Genomic DNA, 25,633 nt, shown 5'->3' on the forward strand with positions numbered 1-25,633 from the left:
CCGTCCTTCCGTCGAGTGTCCGGGGTCCATGGTGAGGGGTCACGGGCCACGGGGCCCACAGGTCCGCCCCTCGGCGCGCCGGACGAGGGAGGTGTCACCTCCGGCCGGCACCACTAGGGTGGCGGCACGGGATCCCCGCCCCCCTGCCGATGGAGACAGCATGGACGAGTTCGCCACCCCTCGCGCCGTCGAGGTCGACCCCTCACGGAGCATCACCGACTATCTCCTCGACCACGCTCGGGAGACCCCGACGAAGGTCCTGTACGAGGAGAAGGTGGGCGACACGTGGGTCCGCCGGGACGCCGCCTGGACCCTCGCCCGGGTGGAGGCGGTCGCCAAGGGGCTCATCGCCGCCGGCGTCGGCCCCGGTGACCGCGTGGGCATCATGTCGCGCACCCGCCTGGAGTGGACGCTCATGGACCTGGCGGCCTGGCACGCCGGCGCCGTCCCCGTGCCGGTGTACGAGTCCAGCTCGGCCTCCCAGGCGCAGTGGATCCTCGCCGACTCCGACGCCGCGGTCGTCGTCGTCGAGACGGCGGCCAACGCCGCCACGGTCGAGGAGGCGCGAGCCGTCGAGGGCGGCCTGCCGAACCTGCGCGAGGTGCTCACGATCGACGCGGGCGCTCTCGACACCCTCGCCGAGCGGGGCGCGCAGGTCAGCGACGAGGACCTGGCCGCACGGCACGCCGCCGTCGGTCTGGCCGACCTCGCCACGATCATCTACACCTCCGGCACCACCGGGCGCCCCAAGGGGGCCGAGCTCACCCACGGCAACTTCGTCGAGCTCTCCCTCGAGGCCATCCGCGAGCTCCACGTCGTCTTCGACCCGCCCGAGGCGCGGTCGCTGCTGTTCATCCCGCTGGCGCACGTCTTCGCGCGCTTCGTCGAGGTCCTCGTCCTGCTCTCGGGGCGCACGCTCGGCCACACCCCCGACACCAAGCAGGCGGTCGCGGACTTCGCCACCTTCCACCCCACGTTCATCCTCTCCGTCCCCCGGGTGTGGGAGCGGGTCTACAACGGCGTGGAGGCCCGCACCGGCGGCGGCCTCAAGACGAAGATCTTCCGCTGGGCGGCCAAGGTCGCCATCGTCTACTCCCGCGCGCTCGACACCGCGTCGGGGCCCTCCGCTGCGCTGAAGGCCCAGCACCGGCTCGCGGACAAGCTCGTGCTGTCCAAGATCCGCCACGCCCTCGGCGGCCAGGCGCAGTACGCCGTCTCGGGCGGGGCAGCCCTCGGCGAGCGGCTCGGCCACTTCTACCGCGGCGTCGGCCTCATCGTCCTGGAGGGCTACGGCCTCACGGAGACCACGGCCCCGACCAACGTCAACCGTCCCGAGCGCATCAAGATCGGCACGGTCGGCCCGCCGCTGCCCGGCACCGCGATCCGCATCGCCCCCGACGGGGAGATCCTCGCCAAGGGCATCCCGATCTTCCGCGGGTACCACAACAACCCCGAGGCCACGGCCGAGGCGTTCGAGGACGGCTGGTTCCGCACCGGCGACCTCGGCTCCCTCGACGAGGACGGCTACCTGCGCATCACCGGGCGCAAGAAGGAGATCATCGTCACCGCCGGCGGCAAGAACGTGGCCCCGGCCCCGCTCGAGGACGCCATCCGCGCCCACCCGCTCGTCTCGCAGTGCGTCGTCGTCGGGGACCAGCAGCCCTTCATCGGCGCGCTCATGACGATCGACGCGGAGATGCTGCCGGGTTGGCTCGCCAACCACGGCAAGGACGCGATGACCGTCACCGAGGCGGCGCAGGACCCGTTCGTGCGCGAGCACCTGCAGATGGCCGTCGACCGGGCCAACCACAAGGTCTCCCGGGCCGAGTCGATCCGGGCCTTCCACGTGCTCGACGACGACTTCACGGTCGAGAACGGCTACCTGACGCCGTCGCTGAAGGTCAAGCGCAACCTCGTCCTCGCCGACTTCGCCGACGTCGTGGAGAAGTTCTACGCCGACGCGGCGGCGACCCGGGCCGCCGGCCGGTCCGAGAGCTGACCGCACGGCGCTAACGTGCGAGGGGGTCACCACCGGCGAGGTGGTGACCCCCCCTCGTCGTCGTCGGCGTGGGACGGCGCCGGTGATGCTCCTATTGGTTGTCAAGCTGCTTGGAGCCATTGGCGGTAGGCGCGGGCGAGGTCGTCGTCGCGGCGGGTGCCGCGTTCGATGGTGGAGATGTGCATGGGCCAGACGCCGAAGTGGGCGGCGGCCTGGGTCAGGGTGATGTTCTTGGCCTGTCGGGCGGGGCGCAAGTCCGCGGTCGCGGGGGCCGTGACGACTCGGGTGAGGTACTTGAACATCTCCCGGGCGAGGGCACGTTTGAGGGTGCGGAGGATCTCTTTGCTCGAGCGGCCTCTGGCGCGTTGTCGCTGAACGTAGGCGCGGGTGGTGGGGTCGCTGGACATGCGGACCAGGGCGACGCGGTGCAGGGCGTTGTTCGCGGCGCGGTCCCCTCCCCGGGAGAGCCGGTAGCGGCGGGTCTTGCCCGAGGAAGCGGGCACCGGTGCGGTGCCGCACAGTGCGGCGAAGGAGGCCTCGTTGCTGAGCCGGTCGGGGTTCGCGCCGGCGGTGATGAGCAGCTGGGCAGCGGTGTCTGGGCCGACGCCGTGGGCGGCGAGCAGACCGGGGTTCATGGACTCCACGACGGTACGGATGTCGCGCTCGAGGTCAGCGGCCTGACTAGTGAGGAACTCGTGTCGTGCGGCGAGGTCCTTCAACGCGCGCATGATGGCCGCGCCGACTGGGTCGTAGCGGGTGGTGCGGCTTCGGGACAGTGCGGTGACCAGCTTGGTGTTGGTCATGGAACGGTACTTCTGCCGGATCGAGTCCGGTGCGGTGACCAGGACTTGGTGGATCTGGTGGATCGTCGCCGTGCGTGCCTTGACCGCGGAGCGGCGGGCCAGGTGCAGGGCGCGCAGGCCGAGGATCTTCTCGTCCTTGGGTGGCGAGGTCGCCCGGCCGGAGAGCACCGCACGGGCGGCGTGATAGGCATCGATGGGGTCGGACTTGCCCTGGCGGCGGCGGACGGTCTTGTCGGGGCGCAGCACCTCTCGGACCTCGAGCCCGCCGGCGGCACATGCCCGGGCGATCCCGGCCCCGTAGGAGCTGGTGCCCTCGATGCCGACCCGCTCGATCGCGCCGTGGCTGTTCAGGAAGTCGTACGCCGCCCGGTAGCCCGCCGGAGTGGTCGCGAACTCGGCGTCGGCGATCTCCCGCCCCAGCACGCTCACGACAGCCACATGGATGGTCTCGGCGTGGGTGTCGATGCCTCCGATGACCTCCTCGGCCCCGTCGTCACGGTCGTCATCTCCTGGTGCCGCTGTCATGCTGGAACCGCCCTTTCGCTGGAGTCGATGGGGTCGACGCCGGTCGGGACGGTCAGACAGGACACTGGTGAGGAACTGCCAAGCTCTTATCAGGTCATGACCGGCCCGGCCGGTGCCATGCCCGAGGGGCCGGACAGATCAACTGGAAGGCAACCCAGCAGGGCGCCAGTCAGTAGGCGGGTCACGACCCCTCGGAACACGCTTCCTATCATCAGTGTCGGTGGTCGGCCCTAGCGTGACGGTCCATGGCAGCCACCCTCCTCGACGTCGCCCCGGGCGGCCGTCTCACGCTGGACGGGACCACGCGCAACGCCGCCGGTACGGGGGTGCCCGTCCAGCTCGGCCTGGACGAGCTGGGCACGGCGCTGCACGAGGTGACCTTCGTCGTCGTCGACCTGGAGACGACGGGCGGCTCACCCACGGGCTCCGAGATCACCGAGATCGGTGCGGTGAAGGTCCGGGGCGGGGAGGTCCTCGGCGAGTTCCAGACGCTCGTCAACCCCGGTGTGGCGGTCCCGCCCATGATCACCGTCCTCACCGGGATCACCACGGCGATGGTCATGGCGGCGCCGCCGGTCACCGAGGTGCTGCCGGCCTTCCTCGAGTTCGCGGGCCTGGACCGGGGATCGGTCCTGGTCGCGCACAACGCCCGCTTCGACGTCGGGTTCCTCCGGCACGCGACCGAGCGCATGGGCCTGCCCTGGCCCCGGCCCGAGGTGGTGGACACCGTCGCCCTGGCGCGCCGGGTCGTCACCCGGGACGAGGCGCCCAACCACAAGCTGTCCACCCTGGCCGGGCTGTTCGCGACCGCGGTGACGCCCGACCACCGCGCGCTGCACGACGCACGCGCCACCGTCGACGTCCTCCATGCGCTCCTCGGGCGCCTCGCGCCGCTGGGGGTCACCCACCTCGAGGACCTGCGCACCGCCGCCGACCCGGTGCCCTCCGGGCGCCGGCGCAAGGCCGGCATGGCCGACGGGCTGCCGTCGGGCCCCGGGGTCTACCAGTTCCTCGGTCCGCGGGGCGAGGTCCTCTACGTCGGGACGGCGGTGGACCTGCGCCGGCGCGTGCGCCAGTACTTCACCGCCGCCGAGAAGCGGGCCCGCATCGGGGAGATGCTCGACATCGCCACCGCGGTGCGCCCGATCCCCTGCGCGACGGCGCTCGAGGCGCAGGTGCGCGAGCTGCGCCTCATCGCCGAGCTCGACCCGCCCTACAACCGCCGGTCCCGCCGGCCCGACCGCCGCCCGTGGCTGCGCCTGACGGACGAGGCCTTCCCCCGGCTCAGCGTCGTGCGCAGGCTCCCCGCCGCCGAGCTCGGCTCCGCGATCGGCCCCTTCCACTCGCGCGGGGCCGCCACCGCCGCGCTGGAGGCGCTGCAGGAGGCGGTGGCGCTGCGGCGCTGCTCGCCGCGCCTGCCGGTGCGTCCGTCCCCCACCGCGGCGGCGTGCGCCCTGGCGGAGATGGGCCGGTGCGGGGCACCGTGCACCGGGGGTCAGGACCGTGCGGCCTACGAGGTCGCGCTCGCGCCGGCCCGGGGCGCCCTCGGCACCGAGCTGGACCCGGTGGTCGAGGTGCTGCGCGCTCGTCTCTCCGCCCTCGCGGCCCAGCAGCGCTACGAGGAGGCCGCCACCGAGCGGGACCGGCTGCGCGCGCTCGTCCAGGGTGCGCGGCGCGCCCAACGGCTGCGCCCCCTGGTCACGACGCCGGAGCTCCTCGCGGCCCGGCGGGCCGACGACGGCGGGTGGGAGCTCGTCCTGGTGCGCTACGGCCGGCTCGCGGGCGCGGCGGTCAGCCCCGCCCGCACCGACCCCACGCCGGTGATGGACGCGCTGCGAGCCACCGCCGAGGAGGTCGCCGCTCCCGACCACGCGTGCGGGGCGGCGCCGGTGGAGGAGACCGAGCTCCTCGCGGGCTGGCTCGAGCAGGACGGGGTGCGGCTCGTGGAGGTGGCCGAGGGCGGTCTGCCGCTGGCGTGGCCGGTGCGCGGGGCGGCACGACACGTGGTGCCCGGCAGGCCATGATGGGCGTGCGCCCCGGCGGAGCCCGCGGGCGTGCGTCCCGCTCCGGTGGGACGGCCCGCCAGTCCCCGGAGGAGCCCCCATGCTGACCGCCATCGTCCTCATCGACGCCGACGCCGCCCGGATCCCGGAGGTCGCCCAGGAGGTGGCCGAGCTCGACGGCATCAGCGAGGTCTACTCGGTCACGGGCGACATCGACCTCATCGCGATCGCCCGCGTCCGCGAGCACGAGGACCTGGCCTCGGTGGTAGCCGACCGCCTCGGCAAGGTCGAGGGCGTCGTGCGGACCCAGACCTACATCGCGTTCCAGGCGTACTCCCGCCACGACCTCGAGCAGGCCTTCCATATCGGCCTGGACTGAGGCCCGGTCAGCGGGTGGCCGCCACCCAGCGGGTGAGCAGGTCGCCCGCGGCACCGGAGTCGACCGCCCGCGCCCCGTGCTCGATGCCGGCGCGCAGGCGGTCGATCAGCGTGCCCGCGCCCGGCTCGGTGCCCGGCAGGTCGCCCTTGGCGACCAGCGCCGCGGCGGCGTTGAGCAGCACGGCGTCCCGGACCGGTCCCGGCTGCCCGCCCAGGACGGTGCGGGCGACACCGGCGTTGTACGCGGCATCGGCTCCGCGCAGGTCCGCCACGGTGGTCGCGGCCATCCCGAGCTCGGCGGCGGCGTCCAGGGTCGTGGCGACGACCTCGCCGTCGCGCACCTCCCAGATCTCGTTGACCGCGGTGGTGGACAGCTCGTCGAGGCCGTTGCGCCCGCGGAACACCAGAGCGTCGGTACCGCGGGCCGCGAGGACCCCCGCCACCAGCGGCGCGGTGCGCGCGTCAGCCACGCCGATCGCCGCGGCGCGGGGCCGGGCGGGGTTGGTCAGGGGACCCAGGACGTTGAACGCCGTCCCGACGGCGAGCTCGCGGCGGGTCGGCGCGGCGTGCCGCATCGACGGGTGGAAGAGGTTGGCGAAGCAGAAGGTGATGCCCACCTCGCGGAAGACCCGCTCGACGCCGCGGACGTCGAGGTTGAGGTCGACCCCCAGCGCCTCGAGGACGTCGGCCGAGCCCGACGACGAGCTGGAGGCGCGGTTGCCGTGCTTGACCACGCGGATGCCGGCGGCCGCGACGACCAGGGATGCCATCGTCGAGATGTTGACCGTGTGCATCCGGTCGCCACCGGTGCCCACGATGTCGACGACGTCGTCCGACACCTCGATCGGCGTCGCGTGCTCGAGCATCGCGTCGGCGAGGCCGCGCAGCTCCTCGACCGTCTCGCCCTTCGTCGCCAGTCCCACGAGGAACGCGGCGAGCACGGCGGGGGCGGTCTCCCCCGACATCACCCGGTCCATCGCCCACGCGGTGTCCGCGGCCGTGAGGTCCTCCCGGCCGATCAGCCGGGCGACGAGCTCGGGCCACGTGCGAGCACCGGGTTCGCTCACGGCGCCGCGGTCGCGCGCAGCAGCCCCGCGACCGCCTCCTGCAGCTCGATGGGGTCCAGGGGTGCCGCGACGATGGCGTCGGCCTCCGCCCACGTCGCCAGCCAGGCGTCCTGAGGGCGACCGGTGAGGATGAGGACGGGCGGGCAGTTGTAGATCTCGTCCTTGAGCTGCCGGGCGATAGCCATGCCGCCGACCTTGGCGGCCTCACCGTCGAGGACCAGGACCGCGAAGGAGCCCTGCTCGACCTTGTTCACCACGCCGGCGTGGGTGGCGGACTCGGTCCACCGCACGCGCGGCAGGCCCTTGGCGGGCCGGCGCCCGACCGACTCGATCACCGCGCGCCGGGTGTCGGCGTCGTCGCTGTAGACGAGCAGGTCCACGGTGCGCTCGTCGTTCGCCGACGGGTCGGAGCCTGTCTCCGTGCTGGTCATCGTCGTCCTCTCAGGCGTGTGGGCGGTCGTGGTCGAGCCGGCCGCTCCAGGGCTGGGGAGCCGCGGGCGGGCCCCCGCCCATGCTAGTGCGCGGCCGGCGGCCGGTCCGTCCCTGCTCGCCGGCGCCACCGTCGATCCGGGCATACCGGGACGGAGCGGTCCGCGCCCCCACCGGGACCTTCGTCATGGCCCGGCGATATTTCGGCGGAACTAGGCTACTTCTGGCGATCTCCGCGACTCACCACCGGGCAATGTGGGCACGATTGGCCCGACCTGAGCCATAATGACGCCGTGTCGTCAACAACCGCTGCCCCCACGGCTCACGTGCAGGTGACAAGGCCGAACACCCTGTCGGTCGGCGTCATCGTCTGGCTCTCGAGCGAGCTGATGTTCTTCGCCGGGCTGTTCGCCATGTACTTCACCCATCGCTCGGTCGCCGGGCCGGAGGTGTGGGCGGCCGAGTCGAGCGCGCTGAACTTCCCGTTCGCGCTGGGGAACACCCTCATCCTCGTGCTCAGCTCGGTGACCTGCCAGATGGGCGTGTTCGCGGCGGAGCGCTTCCAGCAGTCCCGGACGGGGTCCCTGCTCAACCCCCTCCGATGGGGCATGAACGAGTGGTACACACTCACCTTCATCATGGGTGCGATCTTCGTGGCAGGTCAGGTCACGGAGTACGCCGAGCTCATCCAGCACGGCACGAAGATCTCGACGAGCTCGTACGGGTCGGTCTTCTACATCACCACGGGCTTCCACGCGCTGCACGTCATCGGTGGCCTCATCGCGTTCCTCTTCGTCCTCGGCCGGTCCTTCACCGCCCGGCGGTTCGGGCACCTCGAGGCCGGCAGCGCCGTCGTGACGTCCTACTACTGGCACTTCGTGGACGTCGTCTGGATCGCGCTGTTCTTCGTCATCTACATCCTGCGTTAGCCCCGGCCCGCAGACCGACCACCTGCCCATCAACGACCCGAACGAGGACGACCATCGTGAAGGCATTCGCCGCCAGCAGAAGAAGCCGGTTCGCACCGGCGGTGCTCGTGCTGCTCGCCCTGCTCCTGACCGGAGCCATGTACGCCGTGCTGGCCCCGCGCACCGCCACCGCGTCGCCGGCCGCCGCCAGTGCCCAGACCGTCGGGGCCGGGCAACAGCTGTTCCGGGCCAACTGCGCCACCTGCCACGGCCTGAACGCACAGGGCACGGACCTCGCTCCCTCCCTCGTGGGCGTGGGAGCCGCGTCGGTGGACTTCCAGATGGCCACCGGGCGCATGCCGATGTCGAACAACTCCCCGCAGGCGGAGGCCAAGAAGCCGCAGTTCACGCCGGACCAGATCGCCCTCGTCGCGTCGTACGTCGCGTCCCTGGCCCCGGGGCCGGCCGTGCCCACCGCCGAGCAGGTGGACCCGGCCCTGGGCGACCCCGCGAGCGGCATGGCCCTCTTCCGCACCAACTGCGCCATGTGCCACAACGCCGTCGGCGCCGGCGGGGCGCTGAGCGAGGGCAAGTACGCCCCGTCGCTGTACGACTCGACGCCCACCGAGATCTACGAGGCGATGCTCACCGGCCCGCAGTCCATGCCGGTGTTCAACGAGGCCAACATCGACCCCGAGGGCAAGCGCGACATCATCGCCTACCTCTACGAGCAGCGCGAGGCCTCCCCCGGCGGCATCACCCTCGGCTCGCTCGGGCCCGTGTCGGAGGGCCTGTGGGCATGGGTCATCGGCATCGGCGGTCTCATCGGCATGGGCGTGTGGATCGGAGCGAAGTCGTCATGAGCTCCCTCGAGCGTCCTTCCACGGCCGGCACCTCGACCGTCCCGGCGCGGTTCGAGAACCCGGGGCTGGAGGAGCACAAGCCGCGCCTGAGCGACATCGACCAGCGCGCCGCCAAGCGCGTGGAGCGTCAGGTCGCCCTGCTGTTCGCGATCTCCGTGCTCGCATCGCTCGCGGCCGTCGTCGCGTACTTCGCCATCCCGTCCGAGGACACCCTGGGAACCGTGCGCGCGTCGACCCTGGCGCTCGGGCTGGGGCTCGGCATCGGCATGCTCGGCATCGGCGTTGCCGCCATCCACTGGTCCAAGTCGATCATGAACAACATGGAGCGCGTCGAGCAGCGCCATCCGCAGCGCTCCGACGCCCAGACGCGCGCGGTCGCCGGGCAGATGATGGTCGACGGGGTCGACGACTCCGGGATCGCCCGGCGGCCTCTCCTCAAGGGCGCCCTCGTCGGGGCCGCCGCCCTCGCACCGCTGCCGATCCTCGTCCCGCTGGTCGGCGGGCTCGGCGGCGACTGGAACGTCTCCAAGCTCAAGCACACCGTGTGGGGCGACCACCCCGAGGGGTTCGTGGGCACCCTGCCCGACGGCTCCGTGGGCCGCCGTCTCGCCCGCGACCCGGAGGACACCCCCATCCGGGCCACCGACGTCACCATCGGCTCGGTCTTCCACGTCATCCCCCACGGCCTGTCCGAGGATGAGGAGTACTACGAGGAGAAGGCCAAGGCCGTCGTCCTCCTCGTGCGCCTGGACCCTCGGGTCCTCAAGGAGCGACCCGAGCGCGCCGACTGGTCCTACGACGGCATCGTGGCCTACTCCAAGATCTGCACCCACGTCGGCTGCCCTGTCGCGCTGTACGAGCAGCAGACGCACCACCTGCTGTGCCCGTGCCACCAGTCGACCTTCGACATCACGGACGAGGCGAAGGTGGTCTTCGGGCCCGCGGGTCGCCCCCTGCCGCAGCTGCCGATCGCCGTCGACGACGAGGGATACCTCGTCGCCCGCAGCGACTTCACCGAACCCGTCGGCCCGACCTTCTGGGAGCGCCTGAGATGAGCACCTCCTCGCACGGCCAGACGGGCTACATCCCGTCCAAGCCGGTCACCGCGACCGCCGACTACCTCGACAACCGGGTCGGGGTGGCCAAGGCCGTCAAGTTCATCTCCCGCAAGGTCTTCCCCGAGCACTGGTCGTTCCTGCTCGGCGAGATCGCGATGTGGAGCTTCGTGGTGCTCATCATCACGGGCATCTTCCTCACGATGTTCTTCGAGCCGTCGATGGCCCACACGACCTACCCCGAGGACGCGCTGCCCGCGTCGATGGCCGGGGTAGCGATGTCCGAGGCCTACGCATCGACGCTGAACATGTCCTTCAACGTCAAGGGCGGTCTGCTCATGCGGCAGATCCACCACTGGGCGGCGCTGCTGTTCATGGCCGGCATCGTCGTACACATGTTCCGGATCTTCTTCACCGGGGCGTTCCGCAAGCCCCGTGAGATGAACTGGCTCATCGGCTTCGTCATGCTGCTCCTGGGTCTCGCGGCCGGCCTGACCGGTTATTCCCTCCCCGACGACGTCCTGTCGGGCAACGGGCTGCGGATCACCGACGGCGTGGTGAAGTCCATCCCCGTGATCGGCTCCTACGCCAGCTTCGCGATCTTCGGCGGCGAGTTCCCCGGGACCGACATCATCGCCCGCTTCTTCACCCTGCACATCCTCCTCATCCCGGGCCTGCTCATAGCCCTGGTGAGCGTGCACCTGCTGCTCATGGTCGTGCACAAGCACACCCAGTACCCCGGCCTCGGCCGCACCGACCACAACGTCGTCGGCTACCCGGCGTTCCCGCTCTACGTCGCCAAGATGGCGGGGTTCTTCTTCATCGTGTTCGGGTTCCTGGCGATCATGGGTGCCACGATCTCGATCAACCCGGTGTGGAACTACGGCCCGTACGACCCCTCACCCGTCTCGGCCGGCGCCCAGCCCGACTGGTACATGCTCTTCCTCGAGGGCTCGCTGCGTCTCATGCCCGGCTGGGAGTGGGTGGTCGGCGGGTTCTCCGTGCCGCTCAGCGTGATCATCCCCGCGATCGTCGTGCCCGGGCTGCTCTTCACCCTCCTGGGGGCCTACCCGTTCATCGAGGCCGCGGCCACCAAGGACCAGCGCGAGCACCACGTCCTCGACCGCCCGCGCAACGTCCCGGTCCGCACCGGACTCGGGGTCGCGATCATCACGACGTTCGTCGTCCTGGTGCTGGCCGGCTCGAACGACCTCATCGCGACCCACTTCGACCTCGCCATCAACGACATCACGTGGTTCTTCCGCGTCGCGATCTTCGTCCTGCCGGTGCTCGCGTTCGTGGTCACCAAGCGCACCGCGCTGGCGCTCCAGCGCCGGGACCGCGAGCTCGCCCTGCACGGGCACGAGACGGGCCGCATCGTCCAGCTCCCCAACGGGGCGTTCATGGAGGTGCACAAGCCGCTGACGCCGGAGGAGCGGTGGATCCTCGTCGCCCACGAGCCGCGGCGCCCGATGGAGATCGAGCCGGCCACCGACCGCAACGGCGTCGAGCGCCGGGGCTACCGCACGGACGCCCTCCGCCAGCGCCTCTCCCGCTTCTTCTACGAGGACCGGGTCGAACCCCTCACCCCGGCCGAGCTCGCTGCGGTGCACCACCTGGCGGACGAGGTCGAGGGTGACGACGGCCCCCGCAAGCCCATCCACGGCGGGTCGATCGGCGTCGAGATGGAGGTCTCCCAGGGCCACCACGACGACGGCACCGGCCGTCGCAGCACCTCCGTGGCGACCCTGACCAAGCGCTGACGCGCTCACGCACCACGACGGCGGCCGGCTCCCCCAGGGGGGGCCGGCCGCCGTCGTCATCGGACTCCACCCGCCGGTCGTCCCTCCGACCGCGCCCACCGACCGCGCCCGGCCAGCGGGCTGGACGCGCGGGAACGACCCGTGACGCAATAGGTTGGTCTCGTGACGGGGCCACGCCCCGAACGAGCAGGGGTGCCGGAGCACGGCACCCACGACAAGCCAGGAGGAGAATTCATGGCCGTGTACACGCTCCCGGAGCTTCCCTACGACTACAGCGCCCTCGAGCCGCACATCAGCGGCAAGATCATGGAGCTGCACCACGACAAGCACCACGCGACGTACGTCGACGGCGCGAACGCCGCTCTCGACAAGCTCGCCGCCGCCCGGGAGAGCGGCGACCTCGCCGCCGTGAACCTCTACGAGAAGAACCTCGCCTTCAACCTGGGCGGACACATCAACCACACCATCTTCTGGAACAACCTCTCCCCCGAGGGTGGCGGCGAGCCGGACGGTGAGGTCGCCGAGGCGATCAAGGACTCGTTCGGCTCCTTCGAGGGCTTCAAGAGCCACTTCACTGCCAACGCCACGTCCATCCAGGGCTCCGGCTGGTCCGTCCTGGCCTACGACTCGGTGTCGGGCAGGCTCGTGATCTTCCAGATGTTCGACCAGCAGAACAACGTGCCGGTCGGGACCCTCCCGCTGCTCCAGCTGGACATGTGGGAGCACGCGTTCTACCTGGACTACCTCAACGTCAAGGCGGACTACGTCAAGGCGTTCTGGAACATCGTCAACTGGCAGGACGTCGCCGCGCGGCTCTCGCGCGCCACGACCCAGGCCTCGGGTCTCATCGTCCCCGCTTGACGCACACACGCCGGCCCGGCCGGCACCGCGCCGCACAGGGCCCCCAGGAGCGATCCTGGGGGCCCTGTGCGCGCGAGGGCGGCCTGCTTCCCCACGACGCCGGGACCGACCGCTCGGCGCCGCGACGAGCAGCCGTCCGGTGACGAGCGCGCGAGGGCCCCGTCACGCCGGTGACGGGGCCCTGGAGCGGCTCGGTGACAGGCTCAGTGGGTGTGCTGGCCCCGCGAGAACTCGGTGAGCTGACCGGCCACGCCGACGAGTGCGACGACGGCGCCGATGCCGGTGAGCCACCAGCCGAACGCCAGGCCCAGGAACGCCAGCGCGGTCCCGATCCCGATGACGAGCGGTGACCAGCTGTGCGGCGAGAAGGTACCGACCTCACCGGCGCGGTCCTCGATCTCGCCGCGCGGGTCGTCCTCGGGCCGCTGGTCGATCCGGCGGGCGGTCAGCCACAGGTAGCCACCGGAGAAGGCGAACATGCCGCCGAGGAGGAACAGCCCTACCGTCCCCACCGGCTCTGCGTCGGAGAGCCACATGTAGATGATCGCGACCGGGATGAAGAACAGGATCCACGCGCTGAAGAGGAGCACCTCGACCCGCATCGGCCTGGTCTGCTCGCCGTGGCCCTTCTCCGCCTCGACGTTCGGCCGCTGCTGGTGCAGGCGGTCGTTCTCGGTCATCGCCTCGTCCCCTCCTCGTCGTCACGCCGGCCCGGCTCGAGCAGACCCGTCCCCGTCACGGGACGCCGCGCGGCGCGCTCAGCCGCGACGTCCGCCGCGTCCGCGGTCTCGGGTCCGGCGAGCATGGAGTCGAGGAAGTCCCGGTTCGGCTCGGGGTGGTCGAGCGCAGCGACCTCGGGGTGGTGCAGGTCGAAGGCCGGACGCTCCGAACGGATGCGGGGCAGCGAGGTGAAGTTGTGCCGCGGGACCGGCGACGCCGTCGCCCACTCCAGCGAGTTGCCGAAGCCCCACGGGTCGTCCACGAAGACGGTGCGCGGGCCGCGCGAGGTCTTGTAGACGTTGTAGAGGAACGGCAGCGTCGAGGCGGCCAGAAGCACCGCGCCGATCGTGGAGATCTGGTTGTAGAGCGTGAAGCCGTCCTCGGGCATGTAGTCCGGGTACCGGCGCGGCATGCCCTGCGCACCGAGCCAGTGCTGGACGAGGAAGGTGGCGTGGAAGCCGATGAAGAGCATCCAGAACTGGATCTTGCCCAGCCGCTCGTCGAGCATCCGACCGGTCCACTTGGGCCACCAGAAGAAGAAGCCCGAGTACATGGCGAACACCACGGTTCCGAAGACGACGTAGTGGAAGTGGGCGACGACGAAGAAGGTGTCCTGGACCTGGAAGTCCATCGCCGGGCTGGACAGGATGATGCCCGTGAGCCCGCCGAAGAGGAAGGTCACGAGGAAGCCGAGCGCGTAGAGCATGGGGGTCTCGAAGGAGAGCTTGCCCCGCCACATCGTGCCGATCCAGTTGAAGAACTTCACCCCCGTGGGCACGGCGATGAGCATCGTCATCAGCGAGAAGAAGCTGAGCATCACCCCGCCGGTGGTGAACATGTGGTGCGCCCACACGGTCACCGACAGCGCGGCGATCGAGATGGTCGCGAACACCAGGCCCTTGTACCCGAAGATCGGCTTGCGCGAGAAGACGGGGATGACCTCGGAGATGATGCCGAAGAACGGCAGCGCGATGATGTAGACCTCGGGGTGCCCGAAGAACCAGAACAGGTGCTGCCACAGCAACGCCCCGCCCGCCTCCGGGTTGTAGATCTGCGCCCCCAGGAGCCGGTCCGCGCTCAGGCCGAACAGGGCCGCGGCCAGCACCGGGAAGGCCATGAGCACGAGGATCGAGGTGATGAGGATGTTCCAGGTGAAGATCGGCATCCGGAACATCGTCATGCCCGGTGCGCGCAAGGCGATGATCGTGGCGATGAAGTTCACTGCGCCGAAGATCGTACCGAACCCCGTCATCGCCAGGCCCAGGATCCACAGGTCACCGCCCACGCCCGGTGAGAACGTGGCATTCGACAGGGGGGTGTAGGCCGTCCAGCCGAAGCTGGCCGCCCCCTTGGGGGTGAGGAACCCCGCGACCGTGATGAGCCCGCCGAACAGGAAGAGCCAGAACGCGTACATGTTCAGGCGGGGGAACGCCATGTCGGGTGCGCCGATCTGCAGCGGGACGAGGATGTTGCCGAACGCGGTGAACAGCGGCGTCGCGAACAGAAGCATCATGATCGTGCCGTGCATGGTGAAGAACTGGTTGTACTGCTCCTTGGACTGCAGCAGCATGCCGGGCTCGAAGAGCTCGGCGCGCACGAGCAGCGCCAGCACGCCGCCGATCATGAAGAAGATGAAGGCGGCGATGAGGTACATGTACCCGATCACCTTGTGGTCGGTCGAGGTCACCCAGGACACGACGATCTTGCCCAGGCTCTGCTTGTGGGGGCGTAGGCCGGGGAGGGGCTCCGGCCGGGCCTCGATGGTCGCTGCCATCAGTCCTGGCTCCCTTCGGTGGCGTTGTCGTCGGTGATGAGGTAGCGCCGGTTGAGCTCCTCGCCCAGGCGCCCCGTCTGGCCGGCGGCGCGCAGCTGGTCCATCTGGTCGTCGAACGTCGCTCGGTCGACGACAGCGACGTTGAAGAGCATCTCGGAGTGGAACTCCCCGCACAGCTCGGCGCACTTGCCGGAGAACGTGCCCTCCTGCTGCGGGGTCACCTGGAAGGTGTTGACCCGGCCCGGGAGGATGTCGAGCTTGTACAGGAACGCGGGGATCCAGAAGGAGTGCGCCACGTCGCGCGAGCGGAGGGTGAACTCCACCGTCTCGTCGACGGGCAGGTACAGCGTCGGCAGGGTCTCCTCGACGCCCGCCTCGCCGGTCAGCGCGATCCGTCCGCCGGAGGAGTACACGTCCTCGCTGAGGTAGTTGAAGTCCCAGCTCCATTGCTTGCCGTAGACCTCGATCTCGAGGTCGGGCTCGGCGGCGGTGTCCTGGAACTCCCCGGTGACCCGCGTGGAGAAGAAGAACAACGTGCCGATCATGAGGATCGGGACGACGGTGTACATCAGCTCCAGCGGCACGTGGTAGCGCAGCTGGACGGGGAGCTCGGGGTCGTTCTTGCGCCGGCGGTAGGCGACGACCACCCAGATCGTCAGGCCCCAGACGAGCACGCCGACGACCAGCGCCGCCACCCACGAGCCGTTCCACAGGTCGATGAGGCCCGCGGTGCGGTCGGTCAGGCCCCGCTCGCTGGGCAGGAAGCCGACGTCGACGCCCTTGCCGGGCTCGCTGGGGAACTGGTCCGCGGGGGCGCACGCGGTGGCGACCAGCCCCACGCCGACGGCGAGGAGGAGGGCGCGCACGCCAGGGCGCCGGGGTGGCGGAGACGGGGTACGCACGGGATGAGACCTTCCGACGCGGTGCTGCAGCTGTCTTGACGAGGGGCCGCCGGCTCCCGTCGTCTGCACCGACGCCGTCGGCGCGCACGGACCCGGGACCTTCGTCCTTCGAGGGAACACTACCGGTCGACAGCCCCGTGAGGCGCCACCGACGGGCGTTCCGGACGGGGAATTTGACGTTCTGTCACCTTGGAACGGCGCCCTGCGACCGGAATGACCGGTTCACCCGGCGTGGGCCGGGCCGGACGGCGACGGCCCGGTCCGCTCCCCCGTGGGGTGCGGACCGGGCCGTGGCCGGTCGGGTCAGGCGGTCGGGCCGTGGGCCCCGACCACGTCGACGACGGCGGCGAGGGAGGGGGACGCCTCCGCGGTGTCGCTGGCGGGCGTGCCGGGGATCTGGATCACGGCGCGGGAGCCGACCGGGACGCCGGCGAGCTTGTCGAAGACGGAGCCCTGCCCCAGGGTCACACCGGTGACGCCGGAGGTCTCCCAGGTGTTCGCGCTCTGGCTGTTGTCCCACAGCGTCTCGGCGAACTGCACCACGACGGTGGAGCCGGGCTCGGCGGGCACCGCGTCACCGGTGCCGTTGGCGATGACGGTGACGACCGGCTCGGTGGGCTCGGGGGCGCCCTCGTCCACCGTGAGGCTGGGGACCTCGCCCAGTGCGCCCTCGACGGTCACGGGCAGCTCGGGCGCGGGGTCGACGGCGGTGGCGTCCGCCTGGCCGGTCGCGTCGGGGGCGTAGGTGCCCACGACGTCGACGACGAAGACGAGGGTGTCCCCGGCCTCGATGACCTCGCCCTGGGGGTTGTCGCCGTAGCCGAGCTCGGCCGGGATGGACAGGAGGACCCGGTCGCCTACGTTGGTGCCGGTCAGGCCCTCCTTCCAGCCGGGGATGACCTGGTTGAGGCTGAAGCCGGTGGGTGCGCCGCGCTCGAAGGAGCTGTCGAAGACCTCGCCGTCCCACACCTGTCCGGCGTAGTTCGCGACCACGTAGTCGTCGGCGCCGACCTCGGCACCGTCGCCGGGCTCCAGGACCTCGACCTCGAGCTCGGCGGGCGCACCGCTGCCGGGGAACGTGATCTCAGGGGTCTCGCCGAAGGCGCCGGCCACGGTGGGCAGCTCGTCGCCGGCCGGCGTGGCGTCCGCCGAGGCGGTGGACGTCCCTTCGGCCGTGGGCGACTCCTCGCCGTCGCCGGAGGAGCAGGCTCCCAGGGTCAGGGCAGCGGCGAGGGCGAGGCTGGTCAGGGCTACGGGGCGGCGCACGGTGTCTCCTCGGGGGTGGTCAGGCGGTGGGCGGCGCTCGAGCGCCCCCCGGGCAGCACGACGGCCCCGGCCGGCATGGTCGGCGGGGCCGCGCGCGGGGCGGGGTGGCTCAGTGGAACGAGTCGCCGCAGGCGCAGGAGCCGGTGGCGTTCGGGTTGTCGATGGTGAAGCCCTGCTTCTCGATGGTGTCCGCGAAGTCGATCGTCGCGCCGTCGAGGTAGGGCACGCTCATGCGGTCCACGACAACCTCGACGCCGCCGAAGTCCCGGACGGCGTCGCCGTCGAGGACCCGCTCGTCGAAGTACAGCTGGTAGATGAGGCCGGAGCACCCGCCGGGCTGGACGGCCACGCGCAGGCGCAGGTCGTCGCGCCCCTCCTGCTCGAGGAGGGTCCTGACCTTGGTGGCCGCGACGTCGGTGAGCTCCACGCCGTGCGTGGTGAGCTGCTCGGTGGACTCGCTCATGGGTATCTCCGCTTCGTCGATGGGCTCCCGATGAGATGAACTGCACCGGGAGCGACCTTGTTCCCGGCCAGCCTACGTGGTGCGCCGGTCCGGACGCACGATCCGTGCCGATCGTGACCGATCCCACCGCCGCCCCGCGGTGGGCTCACACCGACCACGTCCGGGCGATCCGCCCCCCACGCGCCCGCAGGGCGCTCAGCCCCTCCCCCGCCCCCGGACGGCGCCGGCGTCCGCCATCGAGCACCTCGTACGTGGCGCTGATGCCGAGCGGGGAGACCTCCCGCCGGGAGGTCTGGACCTCGTCGGCGACGGCGACGACCGGCAGCGCGCGCGGGAGGGCGGCGCGCGCCACGGTCGCGACCACCGACGCGGTCAGGCTCCGGGCGTCCAGGACGGCCGTTCCCGTCAGGACGAGGTCCGCCTCCGCGACGGCGCCGGCGAGGTCCACGGCCGTCGCGACGACCTCGGCCCCGGGCAGGGCCCGGGCGCCCAGCAGCTGCAGGACGAACGCGCTGCCGCCCCCTGCTCCGGTGCCGGGTGAGCGGGCCAGCCGGGTGCCGGCGGACCCGGGCTCGACCGCGAGCAGGGAGCGGCGCGGGGCCGGCGGTGCCGAGCGCTCCAGCACGTCGCACCCGCGCCCCAGCGCCCGCTCGAGGTCCTGCGCGCGGGCCGGTCCCACCGCCGGGTCCTGACCCAGGACGGCACCGGCGCCGTGCAGCCCCAGCAGGGGCGCGTCGTCGCTGAGCGCCAGGACGACGTCGACGCCGGCGAGCCGCTCCCGCGCGGCGGACACCACGGCCGCCGCACCGTCGGCCGCCAGGCCCGCCAGGGCGAGCCCCCCGCTCGTGAGCGGGTCCGCCGCCTCGCCGCCCGCCAGCTGCGCCAGCAGGCCGGCCCCGCCGTCGTGGGCGGCGGCGGGGACCGACAGGCCCACGACGACCCGGCCGGCGCCGGTGGCCAGGGCGGCGAGGACGAGCGCCCCGAGCCCGCTGGTGGTGCCCCGGACGGCGGCCTCGGTGCGGTCGGCCGCGAGGTGGGTGCCGAGGACCTGGTCCCCCTCGACGAAGGCGGTCCCGCCCGCCTGACCGGGCACGTGCAGGACCGTGGCGGGCACGGCGGCGCCGAGCGGTCCCGGGACGGTCACCGGGACGAGCCGACCGCCCAGCGCCGCGCCGACGGCGTCGACCAGGCCGGCGGAGCCGTCGGAGAGCGGCAGTGTCCGGACGACGTCGGACGGGACGCTCTCCCGCCAGCCCTCGGCCAGCGCCGTGGCCGCGACGGCGGCGGTGACGGCCCCGGCGAACCGGTCCGTCGCGACGAGGACCCGCACCTCAGACCCGACCGCCGAGACGTGCCAGGAGCAGGGCCTCGGCCAGGACCACCCGCTCGAGCTCGCCGAGGTGGACGGACTCGTCCTCGCTGTGGGCGCGGGAGTCGGGGTCCTCGACACCGGTGACGAGGATCTTCGCCTCGGGGAAGACCTCCCGGAGCTCGGCGATGAACGGGATCGACCCGCCCACGCCGATGTCGACCGGCTCGTGGTCCCAGGCCTGCGCGAAGGCCCAGCGGGCGGTGCGCATCTCCTCGGAGTCGCCGCCGGCGTCGAACGCCTGGCCGCGCTCGCCGGGGGTGACGCTGACGCGGGCACCGAACGGCGCGTGGGCGAGGAGGTGGTCGTGGAGCAGCCGCTCGGCCTCCGCGGGGTCCTGGCCGGGCGCGATGCGCATCGAGAGCTTGGCCCGGCAGACCGGGGCGATGGTGTTCGAGGCCTGGGCGACGGACGTCGCGTCCAGGCCGATGACGGACAGGGCCGGCTTGGTCCACATGCGGGCGCTCAGCGCTCCGGTGCCGGCGAGGCGGTAGCCGTCGACGGCCGAGGCGTCGGCACGCAGGTCCGCCTCGGGGTAGTCGACGTCGGCGTCGTCACGGGCGACGAGACCGGCGACGGCGACGTCCCCCGCGGCGTCGTGGAGGGTGGCCACCAGGCGGGCCATGAGGGTGACGGCGTCGAGCACCGGGCCGCCGAACATGCCCGAGTGCACGGCGTGGTCGAGCACCCGCACCTCCACCTCGCAGTCGACCAGACCGCGCAGCGACGTCGTCAGGGCCGGGACGCCGATCTTCCAGTTGCCGGAGTCCGCGACGACGATGACGTCGGCGGCGAGACGGTCGCGGTGGGCGTGGAGGAAGTCGGTGAAGGTGGGCGAGCCGATCTCCTCCTCACCCTCGACGAAGACCGTGACGCCCACGGCGAGCTCGTCGCCCAGGACGCGCAACGCCCCGACGTGCGCCATGACCCCGGCCTTGTCGTCCGCGGCGCCGCGGCCGTAGAGCCGCTCACCGCGCTGCACGGGCTCGAAGGGGTCCGAGGTCCATCCCCCGGCCTCCCCGGGGGGCTGGACGTCGTGGTGGGCGTAGAGCAGCACCGTCGGCGCGCCCTGCGGGCCGGGCCGGTGCGCCACGACGGCGGGGCGGGAGGTCCGTCCGTCCGCCGTGGTCACCTCGAGGACCTCGGCCGTGGTCATGCCGGCGCCGTGCAGCAGCGCCGCCACCGCCTCCGCCGAGGCGCGCACGTGCGCCTGGTCGAACGCGTCGGAGGAGACGCTGGGGATGCGCACCAGGTCCTCCAGGTCGGCGCGCACCCGGGGGAAGGCCTCACGGGTGCGCCGGGCGAGATCGTCGACTCCAGTCACGGCGTCGAGGCTACCGCCGCCGCGTCGACTACCCTGCTGGGGTGATCGGACGCCGCACCCCCGTCGAGCCAGAGCCGGAACCCGTCCTCCCCGGCAAGGGCCGCCCCACGCCCAAGCGCAAGCAGGCCGAGGCGCGCAACCGCCGCCCGCTGGTGCCCGAGGACCGCAAGGAGGCCCGGCGCCGCGCGCGCGAGCAGCGCAACGAGTCCTGGGCCCGTCAGCAGGAGGCGATGCGCACCGGTGACGAGCGGTACCTGCCGCTGCGGGACAAGGGCCCGGTGCGTCGCTACGCCCGCGACCACGTCGACGCCCGCTGGTCGGTGGCCGAGTTCTTCCTGCCGCTCGCGCTGGTGATGATCGTCGTCATGATGTTCGCCGGCGCGTACCCCCAGCTGGCCGGCGGCCTCGTGCTGGCGATGTACGGCGTCCTCGTCCTCGCGATCGCCGACTCCCTGTTCATGGTGTGGCGGCTGAAGAAGAAGCTCGCCGCGCGGTTCGGCGAGGAGAAGGTCCCCCGGTGGACCGGGTTCTACGCGTTCTCGCGCAACTTCTACTTCCGTCGCATGCGCCAGCCCCGTCCGCAGGTCGGGCGCGGGGAGTACCCGGCCTGATCGGGCACCTACGATCGAGGGCATGGTCAACCACGTCTATCTCGGCCGCTCCGGCCTGAAGATCTCCGAGATCACCTACGGCAACTGGCTCACCCACGGCTCCCAGGTCGACGCCGAGGTGGCGACGTCCTGCGTGCACGCCGCCCTCGACGCCGGGATCACCACGTTCGACACCGCCGACGCCTACGCCAACGGCAAGGCCGAGAAGGTTCTCGGCAAGGCGCTCAAGGGCCAGCGCCGCGAGTCCCTCGAGCTGTTCACCAAGGTCTACTGGCCGACCGGCCCGAAGGGTCCCAACGACTCGGGCCTGTCGCGCAAGCACATCATGGAGTCCATCGACGGCTCCCTCCGACGCCTGGGCACCGACTACGTCGACCTCTACCAGGCGCACCGCTTCGACGTGGAGACGCCGATCGAGGAGACGATGCAGGCCTTCGCCGACGTCGTGCGCGCCGGCAAGGCGCTGTACATCGGCGTCTCGGAGTGGACCGCGGAGCAGATCCGCTTCGCCCACGACCACTCCCGCGAGCTGGGCTTCCAGGTCATCTCGTCCCAGCCGCAGTACTCGATGCTCTGGCGGGTCATCGAGGACGAGGTCGTCCCCACCTCCAGCGAGCTCGGGCTGTCCCAGATCGTGTGGTCCCCGGTGGCCCAGGGTGTCCTGACGGGCAAGTACCTGCCCGGGGAGAAGCTGCCCAAGGGGTCGCGGGCGACCGACAAGAAGGGCGGCGCCGACACGATCAAGCGCTTCCTCGACGACGACCTCCTCACCCGTGTCCAGAGCCTGCGGCCGGTCGCGGACGAGCTCGGCCTGACGATGGCCCAGCTGGCCGTGGCCTGGGTCCTGCAGAACGACAACGTCGCCGCGGCCATCATCGGGGCCTCCCGGCCGGAGCAGGTCGCGGAGAACGTCGTCGCCTCCGGCGTGCGCATCCCGGCCGAGCTCATGGCGAGGATCGACGAGACCCTCGGTGACCGGGTCGTCCGCGACCCGGCGAAGACCTGGGAGAACGCCCCGCACACCCGGCCCAGCTGACCGGGCACGGCGGCCGCGTGGCAGCACTCGGCGGCCGCCGCGACCGCCGGCCTCAGCGGCCGCCGGCCTCAGCGGCCGCCGCGACCCCGGGTCGCGCGGCCGGCGAGGGCGCGGTTGAGCCGGCCCGGCCAGGCCGGACCCTCGTAGATGAACGCCGTGTACGCCTGGAGGAGGTCCGCGCCGGCGTCGAGCATCGCCTCGGCGTCGGCGCGGGTGGCGATGCCACCGACGCCGATGACCACCGGTCCCTCCCCCAGCCGTGTCCGCAGGAGCCGGACCACGTCCAGCGCGCGGGCGCGCAGCGGCTCGCCCGACAGGCCGCCGGGGCCGAGGTCGTGGTCGATCGTCGTGTTCGTCGCCACCACCCCGCCCAGGCCGAGCTCGAGGACCAGGTCCGCGACGGCGTGGAGATCGGCGTCGGCCAGGTCGGGGGCGATCTTGACGAGCACCGGCACCTCCCGCCCGGCCGTCTCCCGCGCCGCGTCACGCACCGCGGCGAGGATGGGCCGCAGCGCGTCGACCGCCTGGAGGTCGCGCAGGCCGGGGGTGTTGGGCGAGGAGACGTTGACCACGAGGTAGTCCGCCCACCGCGCCACCGCCCGGGCGCTGGTGACGTAGTCCGCCCCGGCGCTCTCGAGCGGGGTCACCCTGCTCTTGCCGATGTTGGCCCCGACCACCACCGCGCGCCCCCGCCGGGTCCCCCGGAGCCGTCGCAGCCGCTCCCCGGCGGCGGCGGCGCCGCGGTTGTTGAAGCCCATGCGGTTGCGCAGGGCCCGCCGGTCGACGTGGCGCCACAGCCGGGGGCGCTCGTTGCCCGGCTGGGCGACGGCGGTGACGGTGCCCACCTCGACGAACCCGAAGCCGAGCATGTCCATGCCCAGCACGGTGTCCGCGTCCTTGTCCATGCCCGCGGCGAGCCCGAGGACCCCCGGGACCGGCCGCGCCAGGGGTCCGCCCGCCGACCTGGCCGGGACGGGTCGGGCGGGTCGCCTGCCGAGGGTGGCCCGGAGCGTGCCCGCGAGGCCGGGGACGCGCGCCGCCGACCGGATCAGTCCCATCGCCAGCACGTGCGCCCGCTCGGGGTCGAGGCGCAGCGCGAGGGTGCGGAAGAGGACCTGGTACATCTCAGCGCCGCTCGGCCCGGGCGGCCACCCGCGCCGGGCTCGAGACGTAGAGCCAGACCAGGCCCAGCACCGGCAGCACCGCCGGGACGAAGCCGTAGCCGCTGCCGTAGCGCGACCAGACCGTGTCCGCGGGGAAGAGGTCGGGCCGGGTCAGGCTCAGCGTGCCGACGACGGCGACGCCCACCAGCTCGAAACCCACCGCCACCCACGCGACGCGCCGCATCCGGCGCCCGTTGTGGGCCAGCGCCACCGTCGCGGCGACGTACACCGCGCCGGCCAGCGCGGAGAGGCCGTAGGCGAACGGGGCCTCCCCGGCGTCCCGGAGCAGCTGGACCGTCGCGCGCGCCGTCGCCGCCACCGCGAAGATGCCGTACACGAGGATGAGCACACGGCCCAACCCGTAGGCCGGTCGCCGGGTGTCGGTGGTCGACGTCGTGCTCACCGGGGCGTACCCCGGCTCGCGGACGTCCTCGCGGGTGGTCATGTCGTCCTCCTCGGTCATCCTGCCCACACCTGCCACACCCGGGCCTGCATGGCCATGATCGCCACGCACGCCACGAGCAGGACGACAGAGCTCGTCCGTGTCCGGTCCGCCATCGCCCAGACCGCGGCGACCGGCAGCAGCACGACCGCGGTGACCACGTAGCCCCAGAACGTCCAGGGGTCCGCCGGGGACCTGCCGCCGGCGGCGGCGGCGATCCCCACGACGATCTGAGCCAGGAGCGCGACCTCCACGGCGCCGCCCGCGACCAGCTGGCGCAGCACCACCGGGCGGTCCCTCAGCGCGAACCAGGCGGCCCACAGCGCTAGCGCGCCGGCCAGGGCGGCGGCGAGGACGACGGTCGTGAGCACCCGGCGAGATTATCGCCCCCGGGCCGCCGGGCTAGCATCGGACGGTGACCGACCTCGACCTGACCTCGAAGAACCCCGCCCGCATCGGCGCCGACGCCCTCGTCGTCGGCGTCGCCCGCACGACCGACGGCCCCCGCCTCCTCGGTGACGTCCTCCCCGGGCGCGCCGCCTCCGCCCTCACCGCGCTGCTGCCCGCCCTGGGCGTGAGCGGCAGTGCCGACGAGGTGGTGCGCATCCCGGCCGTCGACGGCGTCGCCGCGGACGTCCTCGTGCTCACCGGTGTGGGTGAGGACCTGACCTACGAGGCGCTGCGGCGCGCGGCCGGCTCCGCCGTCCGCTCCCTCGCCGGGACCGAGCACGTCGTCCTCGCGCTGCCCGCCGGGGACGCCGCCGTCGTCGGCGCCGTCGCCGAGGGCGCCCTGCTCGGCGCCTACCGCTTCGACCGCTACAAGTCGTCCGACCCTGCCCCCGTGGCGCGCGTCGAGGTGGCCACCCCGGCCGCGAAGGACAAGGCCGCGCGGGCGGCCGCCGAGCGCGCCCGGATCGTCGGCGCCGCGGTGCGCGGCGTGCGCGACCTCGTCAACGCCTCCCCCGCCCACCTGTACCCGGCGAGCTTCGCCGACGAGGCGAGGGCCGCCGCCGAGGGCAGCGCGGTCACGGTGACCGTCCTGGACGAGCAGGACCTCGCCGAGGGCGGCTACGGCGGACTCCTCGCCGTCGGTCAGGGCTCGGTGCGCCCGCCGCGCCTGGTGCGGGTCGAGTACGCGCCCGCGCGCTCCCGCGCCCACTACGCCCTCGTGGGCAAGGGCATCACCTTCGACTCGGGCGGACTCTCCATCAAGCCGGCCAAGGGCATGGAGACCATGAAGTGCGACATGGCCGGCGCCGCGACGGTCCTGCACACCGTGCTCGCCGCCGCCGAGCTCGCCCTGCCCGTCCGGGTGACCGGCTGGCTCGCGCTCGCCGAGAACATGCCCTCCGGCACCGCCCAGCGGCCCTCCGACGTCATCACGATCCGCGGCGGGACCACCGTCGAGGTCCTCAACACCGACGCCGAGGGCCGGCTCGTCCTGGCCGACGCGCTCGTCGCGGCCCGGGAGGAGAACCCCGACGTCCTCGTGGACATCGCGACGCTCACCGGCGCCCAGATGATCGCCCTCGGCAACCGCGTCGGCGCCGTGATGGGCACCGAGGAGGTGCGCGAGCAGGTCGCCGCCGCCGCGGACGCCGGCGGCGAGCAGTTCTGGCCCATGCCGCTGCCGGTCGAGCTGCGCGAGTCGATGAAGACCCCGGTCGCGGACATCGCCAACATGGGCGACCGCTTCGGCGGGATGCTCGTCGCGGGCCTGTTCCTCAAGGAGTTCGTGGGTGAGACGCCCTGGGCCCACCTCGACGTCGCCGGTCCGGCGTACAACGACGCCAAACCGTTCGGGTACACCCCCAAGGGCGGCACGGGCATGGGGCTGCGGACCCTCCTGGGTCTGCTCGAGGCCGCGGCCGCCCGCTAGCCGTCGGCGCCGTGCCCCGGGGCACGGCGC

The 25,633-nt window shown here is 72.4% G+C and carries 24 protein-coding genes; 11 read left to right on the top strand and 13 right to left on the bottom strand.

The genetic code is table 11. The features are described 5' to 3' along the window. The first annotated feature begins 160 nt into the window (after positions 1-160). A complete protein-coding gene (locus EDD32_RS15955) occupies positions 161-1,999 on the top strand; it encodes an AMP-dependent synthetase/ligase (protein WP_123919050.1) in 1,839 nt (612 codons plus the stop codon). A gap of 101 nt (positions 2,000-2,100) precedes the next feature. Here the strand turns inward: EDD32_RS15955 and EDD32_RS15960 are convergent, their stop codons facing one another. Then, positions 2,101-3,327, bottom strand: a complete 1,227-nt coding sequence (locus EDD32_RS15960; protein ID WP_123919052.1) for an IS110 family RNA-guided transposase — start codon at positions 3,325-3,327, stop codon at positions 2,101-2,103. A 245-nt stretch (positions 3,328-3,572) separates the two neighbouring features. Between EDD32_RS15960 and EDD32_RS15965 the strand changes: the two genes are divergently transcribed. Together EDD32_RS15965 and EDD32_RS15970 are read left to right on the top strand one after the other, a co-directional pair. After that, a complete protein-coding gene (locus EDD32_RS15965) occupies positions 3,573-5,351 on the top strand; it encodes a DEDD exonuclease domain-containing protein (protein WP_123919054.1) in 1,779 nt (592 codons plus the stop codon). Positions 5,352-5,430: 79 nt separating this feature from the next. After that, positions 5,431-5,709, top strand: a complete 279-nt coding sequence (locus tag EDD32_RS15970) for an Lrp/AsnC family transcriptional regulator (RefSeq protein WP_123919056.1) — start codon at positions 5,431-5,433, stop codon at positions 5,707-5,709. 7 nt (positions 5,710-5,716) lie between these two features. Here the strand turns inward: EDD32_RS15970 and trpD are convergent, their stop codons facing one another. Together trpD and EDD32_RS15980 are read right to left on the bottom strand one after the other, a co-directional pair. Continuing rightward, positions 5,717-6,775: an anthranilate phosphoribosyltransferase gene (gene trpD / locus EDD32_RS15975; RefSeq protein WP_123919058.1), complete on the bottom strand. Its 1,059-nt coding sequence runs from the start codon at positions 6,773-6,775 to the stop codon at positions 5,717-5,719. Beyond that, on the bottom strand, positions 6,772-7,206 hold the full coding sequence (locus EDD32_RS15980; protein WP_123919060.1) for a response regulator transcription factor: 435 nt from the start codon (positions 7,204-7,206) through the stop codon (positions 6,772-6,774). Before EDD32_RS15980 ends, trpD begins: the two co-directional genes overlap by 4 nt. A 291-nt stretch (positions 7,207-7,497) precedes the next feature. Between EDD32_RS15980 and ctaE the strand changes: the two genes are divergently transcribed. The 5 genes from ctaE to EDD32_RS16005 all read left to right on the top strand — a co-directional run bounded on the left by ctaE (position 7,498) and on the right by EDD32_RS16005 (position 12,654). Further along, entirely contained in the window at positions 7,498-8,133 is a 636-nt protein-coding gene (gene ctaE / locus EDD32_RS15985) for an aa3-type cytochrome oxidase subunit III (protein WP_123919062.1), read from the top strand. Positions 8,134-8,189: 56 nt separating this feature from the next. Then, entirely contained in the window at positions 8,190-8,975 is a 786-nt protein-coding gene (qcrC, locus tag EDD32_RS15990) for a cytochrome bc1 complex diheme cytochrome c subunit (protein ID WP_123919064.1), read from the top strand. Further along, positions 8,972-10,030: a cytochrome bc1 complex Rieske iron-sulfur subunit gene (gene qcrA / locus EDD32_RS15995; RefSeq protein ID WP_123919066.1), complete on the top strand. Its 1,059-nt coding sequence runs from the start codon at positions 8,972-8,974 to the stop codon at positions 10,028-10,030. The genes qcrC and qcrA overlap by 4 nt, the downstream gene beginning before the upstream one ends. Then, positions 10,027-11,793 (top strand): cytochrome bc1 complex cytochrome b subunit, encoded by a 1,767-nt coding sequence (gene qcrB / locus EDD32_RS16000; protein WP_123919068.1) that lies wholly within the window; start codon positions 10,027-10,029, stop codon positions 11,791-11,793. Before qcrA ends, qcrB begins: the two co-directional genes overlap by 4 nt. A gap of 234 nt (positions 11,794-12,027) precedes the next feature. After that, complete coding sequence (locus EDD32_RS16005; RefSeq protein WP_123919070.1) at positions 12,028-12,654, top strand: superoxide dismutase; 627 nt, start codon at positions 12,028-12,030, stop codon at positions 12,652-12,654. Positions 12,655-12,857: 203 nt separating this feature from the next. On the opposite strand, the gene EDD32_RS16010 is transcribed toward EDD32_RS16005, so the two are convergent. The 7 genes from EDD32_RS16010 to EDD32_RS16040 all read right to left on the bottom strand — a co-directional run bounded on the left by EDD32_RS16010 (position 12,858) and on the right by EDD32_RS16040 (position 20,472). Further along, entirely contained in the window at positions 12,858-13,334 is a 477-nt protein-coding gene (locus tag EDD32_RS16010; protein ID WP_342771418.1) for a cytochrome c oxidase subunit 4, read from the bottom strand. Beyond that, positions 13,331-15,148, bottom strand: coding sequence for an aa3-type cytochrome oxidase subunit I (gene ctaD, locus EDD32_RS16015; protein WP_123919073.1), 1,818 nt, complete (start codon positions 15,146-15,148; stop codon positions 13,331-13,333). Before ctaD ends, EDD32_RS16010 begins: the two co-directional genes overlap by 4 nt. Then, positions 15,148-16,050, bottom strand: a complete 903-nt coding sequence (gene ctaC / locus EDD32_RS16020; RefSeq protein WP_246006177.1) for an aa3-type cytochrome oxidase subunit II — start codon at positions 16,048-16,050, stop codon at positions 15,148-15,150. The genes ctaD and ctaC overlap by 1 nt, the downstream gene beginning before the upstream one ends. 303 nt (positions 16,051-16,353) lie before the next feature. Beyond that, positions 16,354-17,316 (bottom strand): FKBP-type peptidyl-prolyl cis-trans isomerase, encoded by a 963-nt coding sequence (locus EDD32_RS19930; RefSeq protein ID WP_123919075.1) that lies wholly within the window; start codon positions 17,314-17,316, stop codon positions 16,354-16,356. 109 nt (positions 17,317-17,425) lie between these two features. Beyond that, positions 17,426-17,779, bottom strand: a complete 354-nt coding sequence (erpA, locus tag EDD32_RS16030) for an iron-sulfur cluster insertion protein ErpA (RefSeq protein WP_123919077.1) — start codon at positions 17,777-17,779, stop codon at positions 17,426-17,428. 145 nt (positions 17,780-17,924) lie between these two features. Further along, positions 17,925-19,109, bottom strand: coding sequence for a glycerate kinase (locus EDD32_RS16035; RefSeq protein WP_170175329.1), 1,185 nt, complete (start codon positions 19,107-19,109; stop codon positions 17,925-17,927). A gap of 1 nt (position 19,110) precedes the next feature. After that, positions 19,111-20,472: a dipeptidase gene (locus EDD32_RS16040; protein ID WP_123919081.1), complete on the bottom strand. Its 1,362-nt coding sequence runs from the start codon at positions 20,470-20,472 to the stop codon at positions 19,111-19,113. Positions 20,473-20,513: 41 nt separating this feature from the next. Here EDD32_RS16040 and EDD32_RS16045 point away from each other — a divergent pair, with 41 nt between their 5' ends. Both EDD32_RS16045 and EDD32_RS16050 read left to right on the top strand, forming a co-directional pair. Continuing rightward, complete coding sequence (locus EDD32_RS16045; protein WP_123919083.1) at positions 20,514-21,083, top strand: DUF3043 domain-containing protein; 570 nt, start codon at positions 20,514-20,516, stop codon at positions 21,081-21,083. A 22-nt stretch (positions 21,084-21,105) separates the two neighbouring features. Continuing rightward, positions 21,106-22,119 carry an aldo/keto reductase family protein gene (locus EDD32_RS16050; protein ID WP_123919085.1) on the top strand — a complete coding sequence of 338 codons (1,014 nt, stop codon included), beginning with the start codon at positions 21,106-21,108 and terminating at the stop codon, positions 22,117-22,119. Positions 22,120-22,187: 68 nt separating this feature from the next. Here EDD32_RS16050 and EDD32_RS16055 read toward each other — a convergent pair whose 3' ends face one another. The 3 genes from EDD32_RS16055 to EDD32_RS16065 are packed head-to-tail and all read right to left on the bottom strand — an operon-like array spanning position 22,188 to position 24,095. Next, the gene (locus tag EDD32_RS16055) at positions 22,188-23,243 is read right to left on the bottom strand and encodes a quinone-dependent dihydroorotate dehydrogenase (protein WP_123919088.1); all 1,056 of its coding nucleotides are present in this window, start codon (positions 23,241-23,243) and stop codon (positions 22,188-22,190) included. A gap of 1 nt (position 23,244) precedes the next feature. Further along, complete coding sequence (locus EDD32_RS16060) at positions 23,245-23,745, bottom strand: hypothetical protein (RefSeq protein WP_246006178.1); 501 nt, start codon at positions 23,743-23,745, stop codon at positions 23,245-23,247. Next, positions 23,742-24,095, bottom strand: a complete 354-nt coding sequence (locus EDD32_RS16065) for a hypothetical protein (RefSeq protein WP_123919091.1) — start codon at positions 24,093-24,095, stop codon at positions 23,742-23,744. The genes EDD32_RS16060 and EDD32_RS16065 overlap by 4 nt, the downstream gene beginning before the upstream one ends. Before the next feature lie 44 nt (positions 24,096-24,139). Between EDD32_RS16065 and EDD32_RS16070 the strand changes: the two genes are divergently transcribed. After that, positions 24,140-25,603 (top strand): leucyl aminopeptidase, encoded by a 1,464-nt coding sequence (locus EDD32_RS16070; protein ID WP_123919094.1) that lies wholly within the window; start codon positions 24,140-24,142, stop codon positions 25,601-25,603. The last annotated feature ends 30 nt before the right edge of the window (positions 25,604-25,633 follow it).

This window comes from Georgenia muralis, from assembly GCF_003814705.1.
GTDB classification, from domain to species: Bacteria; Actinomycetota; Actinomycetes; order Actinomycetales; family Actinomycetaceae; genus Georgenia; species Georgenia muralis.

Excerpts from the sequence above, each read along its gene's own strand:
- EDD32_RS15955 (WP_123919050.1), top strand. The coding sequence starts at position 161 with ATGGACGAGTTCGCCACCCCTCGCGCCGTCGAGGTCGACCCCTCACGG.
- EDD32_RS15960 (WP_123919052.1), bottom strand. The coding sequence starts at position 3,327 with ATGACAGCGGCACCAGGAGATGACGACCGTGACGACGGGGCCGAGGAG.
- EDD32_RS15965 (WP_123919054.1), top strand. The coding sequence starts at position 3,573 with ATGGCAGCCACCCTCCTCGACGTCGCCCCGGGCGGCCGTCTCACGCTG.
- EDD32_RS15970 (WP_123919056.1), top strand. The coding sequence starts at position 5,431 with ATGCTGACCGCCATCGTCCTCATCGACGCCGACGCCGCCCGGATCCCG.
- EDD32_RS15980 (WP_123919060.1), bottom strand. The coding sequence starts at position 7,206 with ATGACCAGCACGGAGACAGGCTCCGACCCGTCGGCGAACGACGAGCGC.
- qcrA (WP_123919066.1), top strand. The coding sequence starts at position 8,972 with ATGAGCTCCCTCGAGCGTCCTTCCACGGCCGGCACCTCGACCGTCCCG.
- qcrB (WP_123919068.1), top strand. The coding sequence starts at position 10,027 with ATGAGCACCTCCTCGCACGGCCAGACGGGCTACATCCCGTCCAAGCCG.
- EDD32_RS16005 (WP_123919070.1), top strand. The coding sequence starts at position 12,028 with ATGGCCGTGTACACGCTCCCGGAGCTTCCCTACGACTACAGCGCCCTC.
- EDD32_RS16010 (WP_342771418.1), bottom strand. The coding sequence starts at position 13,334 with ATGACCGAGAACGACCGCCTGCACCAGCAGCGGCCGAACGTCGAGGCG.
- ctaD (WP_123919073.1), bottom strand. The coding sequence starts at position 15,148 with ATGGCAGCGACCATCGAGGCCCGGCCGGAGCCCCTCCCCGGCCTACGC.
- erpA (WP_123919077.1), bottom strand. The coding sequence starts at position 17,779 with ATGAGCGAGTCCACCGAGCAGCTCACCACGCACGGCGTGGAGCTCACC.
- EDD32_RS16050 (WP_123919085.1), top strand. The coding sequence starts at position 21,106 with ATGGTCAACCACGTCTATCTCGGCCGCTCCGGCCTGAAGATCTCCGAG.
- EDD32_RS16055 (WP_123919088.1), bottom strand. The coding sequence starts at position 23,243 with ATGTACCAGGTCCTCTTCCGCACCCTCGCGCTGCGCCTCGACCCCGAG.
- EDD32_RS16060 (WP_246006178.1), bottom strand. The coding sequence starts at position 23,745 with ATGACCGAGGAGGACGACATGACCACCCGCGAGGACGTCCGCGAGCCG.